The organism is Nocardiopsis sp. CC223A, assembly GCF_030766825.1.
Lineage (GTDB): Bacteria > Actinomycetota > Actinomycetes > Streptosporangiales > Streptosporangiaceae > Nocardiopsis.
On sequence record NZ_JASFDV010000009.1, the window covers coordinates 1 to 13,357 of the forward strand.

Consider the following 13,357-nt stretch of genomic DNA (forward strand, 5'->3'; position numbering starts at 1 on the left):
CTCCGAGGCGGGGCCGCGTCGCGCCGGGGCCCGCTCCCCACCGGTGCGGGGGCCACGGCTCCGTTCCGGCGACCCGGAACCCACGAGGCCGGACACCACCGGCGGACCGGGACCGGACCGCCCGCCGGGCCGGCCTTCCCTAAAGGAGGGCGGACCGCCGCCGAAAGGCCGCACCCTGGCCGATGATGAGCCCGGTGTTGGCCGCCGCGTAGGCGATCCAGATCCCGGTGAGCCCGCCCAGGGCGGCGGCGGGCACCGCCGCCAGGCACAGCAGCCCGTAACAGACCGCGAACGTGTACATCGAGTACCGCGCCTGTTTGAGCCCCAGCAGCCCCATCCCCGGCAGCGACTGCACGGCGTCGGCGAGCACCGCCGCCGCCAGCACCGGTAGCAGCGCGATGACCGCCTCCCGCACCACCGGGTCGGGGGTGAACGCCCCGACCGCGGGCTCGGCGAGCACCCACAGCAGCACCAGGCTCACCGTCACCGCGGGCACCGCCACCAGGTACCCGGCTGCGAGGGGGCGGCGCACCCCCGCCACCGACCCCCGCTTCGCGGCCCGGGCCGTGAGCGGGATGCCGGACTGGCCCACCGCGATCGCCGGGAGGAACAGCAGGTTGGCGATGACCACCAGCACCTGGTGCGCGGCCGCCTGCTCCGTGCCCACCCGGGCCACCACCAGGCCCAGCAGGCTCAGCGCCCCGAACTTGATGAGCAGCGTGGCCCCGGTCGGCAGCCCGACCCGGGCGATCCGCACGATGCCCGCCCACACGGGCGCGCCCAGGCCCGCCCGGTGTCCGCGCAGCACGGTCCGGCGGCGCGAGACGTACAGGAACAGCGCCGCCATGATGCAGCCGTCCGCGAACAGTGCCAGCGCCGCCCCGGTCAGTCCCAGCCCGGGGACCGGCCCCGCACCCAGCACGAGCGGCGGTGTGACGGTCACCGCCACACCGGTGTTGACCAGGCTCAGCAGCATCACGGACCGGTTCCGCCCCAGCCCGATGAGCAGGACCGTCACCGAGGACTTGAGCGCGGAGGTCACCAGGGCCAGTCCGGCCAGCACCGCGGGCAGCACGCCCAGCGCCGCCACGGTGGGTTCGGCCACCCCGATCGCACGCGCCCACAGCGGGGCCAGGATCAGGACGGCCCCGCCCGCCCCGCCCATGAGCAGGGCGAGCCAGGTGGAGTCGCGCACCACGGGCACCAGCGCGGCCGGGTCGTCCTCGTTCTCGGCGATGAACGGCATCGACCCGCGCAGCGCGCCCTGTACCACCATGAGCAGCGGATTGAACACCGTGATGAGCAACGCGTAGGCGGCCAGGTCGGCGGTGGCGACGTTGCCGATCACTCCGACCGTGACCATGTTCCCGGCCGTGCCGGCGAGCATCGAGCAGTACAGGGGGAACGCCTTGCCCCCCAGGTTCCGTACGGTCCGCCCCAGCGGTGCGGGGGAGTCGGTCTGCCCGGCTGCGGGCGGGGGTTCCGTGGTCACGGCGGGGTCTCCCGGGATGGTTCCCAATGGATCCAGGGAAACGTAGCACGCCTTTTCGGATGAACCCAAAAGAATGCGAGCATAAAAGTCTTCTCCAGCATGGCGGAAATTCATCTGAAAAGGGTCTGCCGATGGCCGGTGCCGGTCGTCGCCCGCGGCCCGTCCGCCGTGCGGGCCGCCATGCCGAAAAGGGTGCCCTGATCCCGGGAAGAGTGGTGTCATCGCGTACGTTGCCGGTAGTGCGGGCCGCACCGGCCCGCTCCGAGCGAGGAGGAGCCCCGTGTCCCAGAACCGCATCGTGTGGTCCAAGCAGGTTCCCGAGATCTATTCCAAACTCGACGAGGTCGACGGCCTCGTCGCCGAGCACCTCGACATCACCCTGCTCGAATTGGTGAAGCTGCGTTCCTCCGTCCTCAACGGCTGCTCGTTCTGCGTCGACCTGCACACCCGCCGGGCCCTGAAGGAGGGCGAGTCGCAGCAGCGCCTCTTCCTGGTGTCGGCCTGGTACGAGGCGGGGGAGATCTTCACGCCGGCCGAGCGTGCGGCGCTGGCCCTCACCGACGAGATGACCCGCCTGGGTGACCACGGGGTCTCGGACGAGGTCTACGCGGAGGCCGCCGAGCACTTCGACGACAAGCGGCTGGCCGCCCTGGAGGTCGCCATCTCGATGATCAACCTCTACAACCGGTTGGCGGTCACCTCGCACCTGCACCCGCGTCCCCGCAGGGGCTGAGCGCCGCTCGGGGTCTGTCCGGGAAGGGGGCCCGGTGTTACGCTCGCGTGTGTTCTAGATCACATGTGAGCGTAGTGACGACCGTCAGGAGCCCTTCGTGCCTCCAACCGTCTCCCCGGACCACACCCTCGCGCACCTCCTCGAACACAACGCCGCCGTCCACCCCGACCTGCCCGCCCTGTCCTGGCGCTCCGGCGCGGACTGGGCCACCCTCACCTGGGCCGAGGTGAACACGGCCGTCGCCCGCCTCGCCCAGGGCTACGCCTCGCTCGGCGTGGCCCCGGGCGACCGCGCCCTGCTGATGATGGGCAACCGGCCCGAGCACTGGCTCTCCGACCTCGCCCTGGTGCACATCGGCGCGATCCCCACCACCGTCTACGGCACCGCCGCCCCCGAGCAGGTCGCCTACATCGCCGGGCACAGCGGGGCCCGCCTCGCGGTCGTGGAGGACGCCGCCGTCGCGGCCGCCTGGGAGCCCCTGGCCGCCGACCCGGGCACGGCGCTGGAGTCCCTCGTCGTGGTCTCCGGGGCCGACCCCGGCCGCGGCCACCTCGACTACGCCGCCCTGGCCGCGACCCCGGCGGGCGACGCGTTCGGGCGACGCCACGACCTCAAGCCCGACGACCTGCTCACCGTCGTCTACACCTCCGGGACCACCGGCGACCCCAAGGGCGTGGCGATCACCCACCGGCGGATGCTCGCCAACCTGGCGGCCCTGGACTCCCTCATCGACCTGCCCGAGCACGCCGCCCACATCTGCTACCTGCCGCTGGCCCACATCGCCGAGCGCGACCTGGGGCTGTACCTGCCGCTGCTGCGCGCCTCCCACGTATGGCTGTGCGACGACCCGGCCCGCCTGGTCGAGGTGCTGCGGCACGTACGCCCGCCCCAGTTCTTCGGGGTGCCCCGGGTGTCGGAGAAGTTGGCGTCGGTGCTGCGGGCGGGCATCGCGGGGCTGCCCGAGGAGCAGCGTGCGGGGATCGAGGGGGCCATGGCGGTGGCCACCGAGCACGCCGCCCACCTGGAACGCGGTGAGCCGGTCCCGCCGGACCTCGCCGGGCGGTTCGCGGCGGTCCGCGAACTCGCCCTGACCCCGATTCTGGAGAAGGTCGGTCTGGACCGCGTGGTGTGGGCCTCCAGCGCCTCCGCCCCGATGCCGCAGGAGGTCGTGCGCTTCTGGGCGGGTCTGGGCGTGCAGGTCATGGACGCCTGGGGCCTGACCGAGTCGCTGGGCGTGGCCACCGTCAACACCCCGACGGCCGGGTTCCGGCCGGGGTCGGTGGGGCGCCCGCTCGCCACGGTGGAGGTCCGGGTCGCCGACGACGGCGAGGTTCTGCTGCGGGGCGAGACGGTGTTCGACGGGTACGTGGACGCCGGGGGTTCGGTACGCCCGGCCACCGACGCCGACGGCTGGTTCGCCACCGGCGACATCGGCCGCCTGGACGAGGACGGCCACCTGTGGATCACCGACCGCAAGAAGGAGATCATCGTGACCAGCGGGGGCAAGAACGTCTCGCCCGCCCTGGTGGAGAACACCCTCAAGGAGCACCCGCTGGTCGGCCAGGTCTACGCGCACGGGGACGACCGGCCCTACCTGGTGGCCCTGGTGGTGCCCGACCGGGAGGTCCTCCCGGTGTGGGCGGCGGCCCGCGGCATCGACACCGGCGGGGACCGGGACGCCCTGGTCGCCCATCCGGAGGTGAACGCGGAGCTGGAGCGCGCGGTCGCCGCGGCCAACGCCCGGCTGAGCCGGGCCGAGCAGGTCAAGCGCCACCGTGTGCTGGCGGGCGAGTGGGGCCCGGACACCGGCGAGCTCACCCCCTCCCTCAAGCTCCGGCGGCGCGTCGTCCGGGACAGGTACGCGGCGGAGCTGGACGCCCTCTACCGGGACTGACCCCGGCGCCGCGGTCCGGGCGGGAACGGTGGGAGGGGCGCCCCCGCTCGGGACGCCCCTCCTGCTCCGTGTGCCGTGACACCCTTGCTCAGCCGGTGGTCCGACCGTGCTCGGTGGTCTGACCGTGCTCGGTGGTCTGCCCGGCGGTCTGCTCCGGGGCCCGCGCCTGCCGGGGCGCCTCGTGTGCGGCCTGGTAGCCGCTCCGGTAGGCCTCCTGTTCTGCGGTGCTCATCCCGGCCGACGTCGCGGCGCCCTCACGTTCGGCCCTGCTCGGCCACCCGGCGGTCAGCCCGTAGATCACCAGGATGTCGATGGCGATGGCCACCATCGACCACACCGGCATGGCCACGACGAACGCCAGCTGGGCCAGCGCGTTGAGAGCGGCCAACACGATGCCGAACACCCGTGCCCAGGTGCTGCCGGACAGCAGGGACAGACCCGAGGCCACCAGGACCACGCCCCACAGACCGAGCAGGATGCCCCAGGGGCCGTAGCCCATGACGAACATCTCCGTGTCGCCGACCACGTAGAACTCCGGCGTGACCAGGGCGACCAGCCCCTGGATGATGTTGACCGACCCGATCACGATCATCAGGGTCGCAGCGAAGAACTGCCATCCGTTGGGTGACTCTGCACGCATCTCGTCTCCTCACCGACCGGGCGCGAAGGTCCGGGGCCCGGCCCTTGGGACGTGCATGGAAAGCGCGGGTCCGCGCTCCGCTCCTTCATGATCTGCCGGTCGGGGTCAGCGGAACGCCAGAGGTTCCCCCGCATCGGGCAAAGCCGGGCCGATCTCCTCCTTGCTACGGAATTACGTAATTACGGATTTCCTGGTACCGTGCGGGTGTGGCAGAGAAGACGACCGAACAGAGACTGGCCGCCCTGGAGGCCAGGATCACCGCGCTGGAGACGCGCGGCACGGCCGAGCGCGCGCCGGAGGCCGACGCCGACAACGACCCGTTCTTCGCCCTGGCCGCCCTGAAACGGCACGTCACCGGAACCGGAGGCGTGGTCTTCGCCGGAGTCGTCGGCTCCGGCCCCGAGGCCGTCGAGTGGCAGCAGGGCCTGCCCGCCGAACGCCTGGCCGCGGAGGACTGGTCCCGCCGCGCCAGCGCCCTGGACGCCCTGGGGCACCCGGTCCGCCTCCAACTGCTCCAAGCGGTCTGGCAGGGCACCGACACCGTCGCCGCCCTGGCCGAACTCTCCGACTTCGGCACGACCGGCCAGATCTACCACCACGTGAACCTGTTGGCCGCCGCCGGATGGCTCGTCACCGTCCGCCGCGGACGCTACGCCGTTCCCCCCGAACGCCTCGTCCCGCTCCTGGTGATCCTCACCGCCGCGGGCGGGGCCGTCTGAACCGAGAGAGGTGACCCGTGCGCACCCGCACCATCGTGGCGGCCTGCCTGGCCGCGCTCCTGGTCATCGCCCTGGGCGTCGCGGTCGCGCCGCGCGTCCCGACGCTCTCCGCCGCCGAGACCGGTGACCCGGACCTGCTCGACCGCGCTCGCGACCTGTACGCCGACGGCCCCCGCGACCTGCTCGGCGTCGTCGAGGTCGACGGCGGTGACACCACCACCGCCCACTTCGGCGGCGGCGCCGACACCGACTTCGAGATCGGCTCCATCAGCAAGACCATGACCGCCCTGCTCCTGGCCGACGCGATCGAGCGCGGCGAGGTCACCGAGGAGACGCCGCTGGGCGACCTGCTCGACCTCGGCGACGCCCCGGCCGCCGACGTCACCCTGGCCGAACTGGCCTCCCACCGCTCCGGACTGCCCCGGCTCTCCCCCCGGGTGCGGGACATCGCCGCGAACATCGTCGTTTTCAACTTCCTGGGCCGCGACCCCTACCGCTACGACGAGGCCACCCTGCTGGACCAGGCCCGCGCCGCCGGACTCGCCGACCGCGGCGAGTCCCACTACTCCAACCTGGGCTTCGCCCTGCTGGGCCTGGCCCTGGCCGAGGCGGCCGGGACCCACTACCCGGACCTGCTGCACGAGCGCCTGCTGGACCCGCTCGGCATGGACGACACCCACCTCCCCCGCACCGGGGCCGACCTGCCCGCCGACGCCACCCCCGGGCACACCGCGAAGGGCCGCACCGCCGCGCCCTGGCTCGCCATGGCCTACGCCCCCGCCGGCGGCGTCCGCTCCACCCCGGCCGACATGGAACGGTTCGCCCGCGCCCTGCTGGACGGCACCGCCCCCGGCACGGCGGCCCTGGAACCGCGTTGGCCCAGCGGCGAGGACCGCATCGGCTACGCGTGGGTCACCACCGACGTCGACGGCACCGAGGTGACCTGGCACAACGGGGGCACCGGGGGGTTCACCTCCATGCTGGCCCTGGACCGGGAGGCCGACCGGGCGGTCGTCGTGCTCTCCAACACCACCACCGGCGTGGAAGGGCGGGCCGTCGAGCTGCTCACCGGACAGGAGTGGTCGTGAACACCGACCTGACCACCGTCGCCGTCAGCGCCTTCCTCTGCCTCTGGTGGGCGGTCGCCGCCGTGTCCCTCGCCCTGGCCGCCCGTCCGGGCGCGGGGAGGAGGCACCTCGCCGACCGCTGGGACGCGCTGTCCCGCACGGCCTCACTGGGCTTCCTCGTCCCGCTCTGCCTGGTCGCCGTCACCTGGACGGCCCTCCCGGTCGCGCTGTGGTACCTGCTGACCGCGCTGACGGCGGCGGCGGTCGCGGCCGTCGTCCTGCGCCTGCCGGGCCTGCCCGCCCGCGGGCCGGACACCGGGGCGCCCGCCCGCCGTGCCTCGGCGATCGGCAACACCGCGCTGGCCGCCGCGGTCGTCTGCTCGCTCGCCCTGTTCCTCCCGTGAAAAAGCCCGAGGCGCCGACAGGCCGCCGGAGAAACGCGCCGATCGATGAATGAACTGTCCTGACAAATGGCGAACTGGACGATTTGAACACGTGCTGACCTGGGCGATTACCGCGCTCTCGGCGAAGATCCCTTTTCCGTAAGGCCCGCGCCGAGCCCGAATGTGGTCTACCGTGAAAATCGTCCGACCGCGCGTTCCCCGGCGAGCGCCGTGGCCCGTCGAACGCGCGGCGCGACCCCGTTCCGTTCGACCCGAGGACCCCATGTCGACCGACTCCCGCGACCGGATCCGGACCTCTCCCCACCCCGCCCACCAGGCCCTGATCGCCCTCCTGGCCACCGCCGTCCCCGTCGTCCCCGCCTGGTCGTGGTCGGTGGTCGTGGTCGGCGAAAGCGACCGCCCCCTGGTCGCCGCGGTCGTCGGAGTGCTCGGAGCCGCCCTGTGCGCGGCCGTCGCCGTGGCCGCCCACCGCGCCGCCGCCGTCCGCGTGGTCCGGGACGGGCGCATCCGCGCCCAGACCGCGGGCGACACCCTCGAACACGAGGCCGTGCTGCTGGCCGACCACCTGCTGCCCACCCTGGCCGAGGGTGTGCGCGCCGGGCGCACCGCCGGTGAGATCCTGGCCGCGCACCCCCCGATCCGGCACGCCGCACTGGACCGGCTGCTGCGCGCCGTCGGGGGCGAACTCGACCTGGCCGCCCGCCGGGCCGAGCACGCCCGAGCCCTCATCGCCCGCTGCGAACGACGGATCACCGACCTGGACCGCACCTGGCTGCCGCTGCTGACCACCCGCATCCGCGCCGATCGCCACGCCGCCGCCGAGACCGCCGACCCGCCGCCCGCCCCCAGCGGACACCGGCCCATCGACGACGCCCTGACCCGGCTCGGCGACCACGTCCGGGACGAGCTGCTGACGGCCGCCCGCCGTACCGACACCGTGCTGGCCGCCACCGCCGCCTGCGGCGCCCGCCTGCGCGCCGGGTTGGAGACCGCCGCCGAGCACCTGCGCACCCTGCGCGAGACCCACGGCGACCGGCCCGAGGTCCGCGAGGACCTGGTGGAGGCGGGCCGGGTCCTGGCCCGCACCGTCAGGATCGCCGACACCCTGGTCACCCTCGCGGGCGGCGGCCTCGGCCGCCGCGACACCGGGACCGTCCCCCTGCCCGACGTCCTGCGCCGGGCGACCCGGCGTATCGGCGCCCACCGGCGGGTGCGCGCCCGCGGCGCCGAGGGGGTGGAGGTCCTCGGCCAGGCCGCCGAGCCGCTGGCCCGCGTCCTGACCGAGCTGTTCGACAACGCCGCCGCCTTCTCCGGACCCGACGCCGAGGTGCTCGTCCGGGTCGAGGAGGCACAGGAGGGGGTCCTCCTGTGCGTGGAGGACGGCGGACCCGGGATGCGCCGCCGCGAACGGGAGGCCGCCCGGGCCCGCATCGACTCCCCCGGGGGACTGGAGACCCTGGACGGGGAACGCACCGGGCTGGCCGTGGTCGGCCTCATCGCGGCCCGCCACCGCTTCGGCGTCGACTTCGGGACCTCGCCGCAGGGCGGGCTCGGGGTCGGCGTCCTGGTCCCGTGGACCCTGGTCACGGCGTCCGGCCCGGTGGCCGCGGGGGCGGTGATCGCCTCGTGAGCGCGGGCGACCCGTTCCGGCGGCGGGAGGCGGCCGACCCCCGGGTCCCGGCTGCGGTCCCGGCGAGCAGCGGACCGCCGCCGCCCTCGCCCGACCACGCCGCCGCGCCCCGCCTGTACGGGCCCGGGGCCCGCCGGGACGTCCCGGGCCTGTACGCCCGGCTGCGCGCGCTCGGCCCGGTCGCCCCGGTCCTGTTGGAGGGGGGCGTCCCCGCCTGGTTCGTCTCCGGAGTGCGCGAACTGCGGCAGGTGATGGGCCGGCCCGAGTGGTTCTCCCGGGACCACCGCCGCTGGAACCTCTGGGACCGGGTCGGTCCCGATCACCCGGTGCTGGAGCACATGACGGTCACGGTGCTGTTCGGCGAGGGCGGCGGTCGGGCCGACGCGATCGGCGAGGCCCTGGCCGCCGTCGAGGCGATCGACCTGCGCGACCTGGCGCTGCGGGCCGCCCGGGAGCGCATCGACGTCCTCGCCGAGGCGGGCGGCGCGGACCTGGTCGCCGACTACGCCCGGCACGTCCCGGCCCGGGTGTTCACCCGCCTGTGCGGCCTGGCGAACGACCCGCCCCCGGCCGCGGACCTGTTCGCCGCGGCGGGCACCGGCCCCGGGGCCGTCCCGGCCCGCCGCCGCCTGCACGCCCGCCTCACGGAACTGGTCCTGGACCGCCGCCGCCTGCCGCGCGCCGACCCGCCGTCCCGGCTCGCCGCCCACCGGACACGGGCGGACCCGGAGGAGATCGCCCTGGACCTGCTGCTGATGCTGGTCCACGGCCAGGGCACCACCGCCGACTGGATCGCGAACGCCCTGCGCCTGGCCCTGGCCGGTGACGGCCCGGCGGCGGCGCTGGCCGCGGGGCGGACCACCGTCCCCGAGTTCCTCGAAGACACGCTGTGGCGGGACACCCCCGCCCGCAACACCGTCGGCCGCTGGGCGGTGCAGGACTGCGATCTGGGCGGCCGCCGGATCCGCCGCGGGGACCTGCTCGTGCTGGGGCTGGCGGCCGCGGGCTGCGACGCGCCGCGGACCGCACGGGAACGGCCCCGGATCTTCTTCGGCCACGGGGAACGGGGCTGCCCGCACCCCGCGCCCCGGGTCGCGGCGACCATCGCCGCGACCGCGGTGGAGGCCGCGCTGGAGAACCTGCCGGACCTGCGGGCGGTCCCGCCCGGACCGGATCGCAGGCCCTCACCGTGGGCGGGCGGCCCGGACCGCCTTCCGGCGGCCTTCGCACCGCGCCCGCGGTGATGCTCCGGTCCGCCCCCTGGGGAAGCGGGGGCGGACCGGAGCGCTCACTCCCCGTACAGGTCCTGGTAGTCGACGGGCACCACCGGTTCGCCGATCTCCTGGACGAACCCGGCCTCCTCGTAGGCCACCCAGACCTCCTCATCGCCGCGGTGCTCGCTCAGCAGGGTGCCGGTCTCGGGGTCGATGATCCAGTAGGTCGCCATTTCCTTGTTCTGCGGGGCGAGCTGGTAGGGGACCTCGACCTTGTAGCCCGCCCTTCCGAGCGGGTCCTCGTCCGGCCCGATCAGCCGGAGCCCCTCCAGTTCCGCGGCCAGGGTGAAGAACGCCCCCCGGGTGTCGCTCCGCAGGGGACCGGTCACCACGTCCGAGAAGGCCCCGCTCAGGAACGCGTCGAATTCCGAATCCGGGACCTTGGCCGCGTCGCCGCCCTGCCCCGGGGTCCTCTGTAGGCCTTCGCGGATCAGGGTCTCCAGCTGTCCGGCGTCGCCGGGCAGTTCCATGAGGCCGGAGACGCCCAGGCCGAGCTGTCCGATCGTCTCCCCCCGGTAGGCGGTGCTCGCCGGGGTGGTGTGGTCCAGCTCGGGCGACCCCTCCTCCTCCCAGGCCCTCTGGTCCGCCTCACTGGGGAAGGAGGTCTCGGTGTGGATGTTGAGGTTGTTCAGAATCCGGAACTCGCCGCCCAGCTCCGTCCACCGTTCCTCGGTGAAGACCTGGTAGGCCGAGTAGCCCTGGCCCTCCCCCCCGACGGCCATCGAGTAGGCGGGGCGGTGGTTGCGGGTGCGCAGGTACCAGAAGTCACCCGGCTCCGGCTCCTCGGCCGCGGCGGACTCGGCGGCCGCCGCGAACAGCTCCCGCGCGTCCGCGTAGGCGGGGGCCTCCACACCGTTGTTCTGAACATCGGCGCCGCCCGGTTCGCCGGGGACCACGGACTGCCCGGGGGAGTGCACGAAGAGCACGGCGGCGACCGCGGCGGCGGTGGCCACCGCGCCCACCGTCACCGGGAGCCGCCAGCGGCGTTCTGCGGCGGCACGCAGGAACGCGCGCCGTCCACCCGCCGCCCTGGCCCGTTCCAGGACCCGCTCCCGGTTCGTCCGACTGAGTTCTTCGGCGCGCTCGCGCAGGGCCGCGGGCTCCAGCGCGGACACGGTGCCGAGGACGTCTTCCTGGATCATCGTGCCTCCTGGTGCACGGTGCGGGCGATCGGGTGGTCGGGGGTGCGGGGGCCGGGCGGCCGTGGGCCGGGGGAGCGGTTCCCGTACCCCCGGCGGGCCGCGGAGCCCTCCAGGACCTCCAGTTCCTTGATCAGGGCGCGGCGGGCGCGGTGCAGGCGGACCGAGAAGGTCCCGGCCGAGCAGCCGACCACCCGGCCCGCCTCGGCGGGGGAGAGCCCGTGCCAGGCGACGAGGGTCAGCGCCTCCACGTGCTTCTCGGACAGTTCGCTCAGGGCCCGGACGGCGCTCTCGCGCAGCACGAACCGCTCGGCGACGTCCCAGTCCTGCTCGTCGCGCCGGTCGGCCAGCTCGGCCAGCCGTCTCAGCAGGGTCTCCCGGCGCATCCGTGCGCCGTACTGCTTGCGCAGCAGGTTGCGGGCCACGCCCAACAGCCAGGGCAGCGGAGGGTCCGGGATGGCGGACAGCTTGCGCCAGGCGATCACGAACGTCTCGCTCGCCACCTCCTCGGCCACGGTCTCGTCCGCACGCAGGAGACAGAACGCCAGGATCCTGGCGTGATAGCGGTCATAGAGGTCCGCCAACCGGTCGGTGGGCGGGGCATCGGCCCTGTCGGTCCTCATCGGTCTCCTTAGCCGTCATCGGACTCTCGGGGAAGTAGTCCCTCGCGGTGCGGAGGGGATTACCGCCGCCGGGACCCCCTTTCCTCTTTTTCGCCGATGCGTCCGAGAACGTTCGCTCCCCGCCCCCGGGGGCCGACCCGCCCGGGGGCGCACAGTGGCGCGACCGCTACCCCGAGCGACGCAGGGGGCGGGCGGCGAACGTGCGGCACGGGGAAGCCGGGGTCGACGGCGTCCGCCTGCACGTCGCGGAGCAGGGGGCGGGCCGCCGGTGCCGCGCCTGCACGGGGTCCCCGAGGGCCGGTACCCCCGGCGGCACCGGTCCGCGGCGTCGGCCGGGATCCGGCCCGCCGCCGTGCGCGCCCTCAGCGGGTGTAGGAGTCGGCCAGGGCGGTGAGCACCTCCGAGCAGCCCGCGTCCACGGTGAGGTCGGCCAGCGCGTCGCCGCGGGTGGCGCCCCGGTTGACGATGACGATCGGCAGGTGGCGGTCGGCGGCGGCCTTGACGAACCGCCGCCCCGACAGGACGGTCAGCGACGAGCCGACGACCAGGAGCGCGGCGGCCTCCTCCACCAGCCGGTAGCCGCGGCGGACCCGCGCGGGCGGCACGTTCTCGCCGAAGTACACGATGTCGGGCTTGAGCATGCCGCCGCAGTCGGCGCAGTCGGCCACCCGGAAGTCCTCGGTGGCCGACAGCGCCGCGTCGGCGTCGGGGGCGATCTCGACGTCGTCCACCCCGCCGGTGAAGCCGGGGTTGAGCGCGGTCAGCCGTTCGGCCAGCCGGTCGCGGGGGACCACGGCGGCGCACCCCAGGCACACCACCCGGTCGTAGCGGCCGTGCAGGTCGATCACGGAGCGGCTGCCCGCCGCCTCGTGCAGGGTGTCCACGTTCTGGGTGATGACCGCCGAGACGACCCCGGCGGCCTCCAGCCGGGCCAGCGCGCGATGGCCGTCGTTGGGCCGGGTGCGGTGCACGTGCCGCCAGCCGACGTGGTTGCGCGCCCAGTAGTGGCGGCGGAAGGCCGGGTCGCCGACGAACTGCTGGTACGTCATGGGGGTGCGGGGCGGCGAGCCGGGCCCGCGGTAGTCGGGGATGCCCGAGTCGGTGGAGATGCCGGCCCCGGTCAGGGCCAGGACGGGGCCGTCGCCCAGGACCTTGCGGATCCGGTCGGCCGCGGTCGCGGGATCGGGCGTCGCGAGTGCGTTCGTCACGTCTTCGAGGGTAGGCGCCGCACCCGCCGGGAGCGATGCCCCCTCGCCCTCACCCGGCGGCCGCGGCCTCCGCGCGGATGCGGTCGAACTGCGCGTTCATGGCGTCGGCCAGCGCCTGTAGGCCCGACAGCGGGCGGACCATCACGGTGAAGGCGTCGATCCGGCCGTCGTCGGCGTAGTGGAGCAGGTCGCAGCCCTCCACCTCCCGGCCCGACACCGTGGCCCGGAACCGCAGCACGTGCTCGCGGCCGTCGGCGGAGGTGTACTCGCCGACGTAGCGGAAGTCCTCGAACACCCGCAGCACCGCGCGCAGGACGGCGGCGGTGACGGCCTTGCCGTGGTACGGCTTGAACGCGACGGGGCTGGTGAAGACGACGTCGTCGGCGAGCAGGTCGGCGACGGCGTCGGAGTCCCGGGCCTCGACGGCCTCTCGGAAGGTCCCCACAGCGCACACTCCTTATTCAAAAAATTGATTAGGTGTGCAGGAGGCTAACAGGCCGGGGGCGTCCTGTACACGGATGCAGTGCTGAACGA

At 74.3% G+C, this 13,357-nt stretch carries 13 protein-coding genes; 7 read left to right on the forward strand and 6 right to left on the reverse strand.

Annotated features, from left to right (window positions below):
• Positions 1-139: 139 nt before the first annotated feature.
• A complete protein-coding gene (locus QJS33_RS05355; protein ID WP_306366727.1) occupies positions 140-1,492 on the reverse strand; it encodes an MATE family efflux transporter in 1,353 nt (450 codons plus the stop codon).
• 280 nt (positions 1,493-1,772) lie between these two features.
• Between QJS33_RS05355 and QJS33_RS05360 the strand changes: the two genes are divergently transcribed.
• Positions 1,773-2,225 (forward strand): carboxymuconolactone decarboxylase family protein, encoded by a 453-nt coding sequence (locus QJS33_RS05360; protein ID WP_306366728.1) that lies wholly within the window; start codon positions 1,773-1,775, stop codon positions 2,223-2,225.
• Between the two features lie 97 nt (positions 2,226-2,322).
• A complete protein-coding gene (locus QJS33_RS05365) occupies positions 2,323-4,119 on the forward strand; it encodes a long-chain fatty acid--CoA ligase (protein ID WP_306366729.1) in 1,797 nt (598 codons plus the stop codon).
• An 88-nt stretch (positions 4,120-4,207) separates the two neighbouring features.
• Here the strand turns inward: QJS33_RS05365 and QJS33_RS05370 are convergent, their stop codons facing one another.
• Positions 4,208-4,759 (reverse strand): hypothetical protein, encoded by a 552-nt coding sequence (locus QJS33_RS05370; protein ID WP_306366730.1) that lies wholly within the window; start codon positions 4,757-4,759, stop codon positions 4,208-4,210.
• A 206-nt stretch (positions 4,760-4,965) separates the two neighbouring features.
• Here QJS33_RS05370 and QJS33_RS05375 point away from each other — a divergent pair, with 206 nt between their 5' ends.
• The 5 genes from QJS33_RS05375 (at position 4,966) to QJS33_RS05395 (ending at position 9,823) form a co-directional block, all read left to right on the forward strand.
• A complete protein-coding gene (locus QJS33_RS05375; RefSeq protein ID WP_306366731.1) occupies positions 4,966-5,478 on the forward strand; it encodes a helix-turn-helix transcriptional regulator in 513 nt (170 codons plus the stop codon).
• A 17-nt stretch (positions 5,479-5,495) separates the two neighbouring features.
• Positions 5,496-6,566, forward strand: coding sequence for a serine hydrolase (locus QJS33_RS05380; RefSeq protein WP_306366732.1), 1,071 nt, complete (start codon positions 5,496-5,498; stop codon positions 6,564-6,566).
• A complete protein-coding gene (locus tag QJS33_RS05385) occupies positions 6,563-6,949 on the forward strand; it encodes a hypothetical protein (RefSeq protein WP_306366733.1) in 387 nt (128 codons plus the stop codon). Before QJS33_RS05380 ends, QJS33_RS05385 begins: the two co-directional genes overlap by 4 nt.
• Before the next feature lie 262 nt (positions 6,950-7,211).
• Positions 7,212-8,579 carry an ATP-binding protein gene (locus QJS33_RS05390; RefSeq protein ID WP_306366734.1) on the forward strand — a complete coding sequence of 456 codons (1,368 nt, stop codon included), beginning with the start codon at positions 7,212-7,214 and terminating at the stop codon, positions 8,577-8,579.
• Entirely contained in the window at positions 8,576-9,823 is a 1,248-nt protein-coding gene (locus QJS33_RS05395) for a cytochrome P450 (protein WP_306366735.1), read from the forward strand. The genes QJS33_RS05390 and QJS33_RS05395 overlap by 4 nt, the downstream gene beginning before the upstream one ends.
• 44 nt (positions 9,824-9,867) lie before the next feature.
• On the opposite strand, the gene QJS33_RS05400 is transcribed toward QJS33_RS05395, so the two are convergent.
• From QJS33_RS05400 to QJS33_RS05415, 4 genes are all read right to left on the reverse strand, one after another.
• The gene (locus QJS33_RS05400; RefSeq protein ID WP_306366736.1) at positions 9,868-10,995 is read right to left on the reverse strand and encodes a hypothetical protein; all 1,128 of its coding nucleotides are present in this window, start codon (positions 10,993-10,995) and stop codon (positions 9,868-9,870) included.
• Positions 10,992-11,615, reverse strand: a complete 624-nt coding sequence (locus QJS33_RS05405) for an RNA polymerase sigma factor (RefSeq protein ID WP_306366737.1) — start codon at positions 11,613-11,615, stop codon at positions 10,992-10,994. The genes QJS33_RS05400 and QJS33_RS05405 overlap by 4 nt, the downstream gene beginning before the upstream one ends.
• Positions 11,616-11,977: 362 nt before the next feature.
• Positions 11,978-12,823 carry an NAD-dependent protein deacetylase gene (locus QJS33_RS05410; RefSeq protein WP_306366738.1) on the reverse strand — a complete coding sequence of 282 codons (846 nt, stop codon included), beginning with the start codon at positions 12,821-12,823 and terminating at the stop codon, positions 11,978-11,980.
• 49 nt (positions 12,824-12,872) lie between these two features.
• On the reverse strand, positions 12,873-13,268 hold the full coding sequence (locus QJS33_RS05415; RefSeq protein WP_306366739.1) for a nuclear transport factor 2 family protein: 396 nt from the start codon (positions 13,266-13,268) through the stop codon (positions 12,873-12,875).
• Between the last annotated feature and the right edge of the window lie 89 nt (positions 13,269-13,357).

Bases quoted from the DNA above. Each gene is read 5' to 3' on its own strand.
- QJS33_RS05400 (WP_306366736.1), bottom strand. From the start codon at position 10,995: ATGATCCAGGAAGACGTCCTCGGCACCGTGTCCGCGCTGGAGCCCGCG.
- QJS33_RS05370 (WP_306366730.1), bottom strand. From the start codon at position 4,759: ATGCGTGCAGAGTCACCCAACGGATGGCAGTTCTTCGCTGCGACCCTG.
- QJS33_RS05405 (WP_306366737.1), bottom strand. From the start codon at position 11,615: ATGAGGACCGACAGGGCCGATGCCCCGCCCACCGACCGGTTGGCGGAC.
- QJS33_RS05390 (WP_306366734.1), top strand. From the start codon at position 7,212: ATGTCGACCGACTCCCGCGACCGGATCCGGACCTCTCCCCACCCCGCC.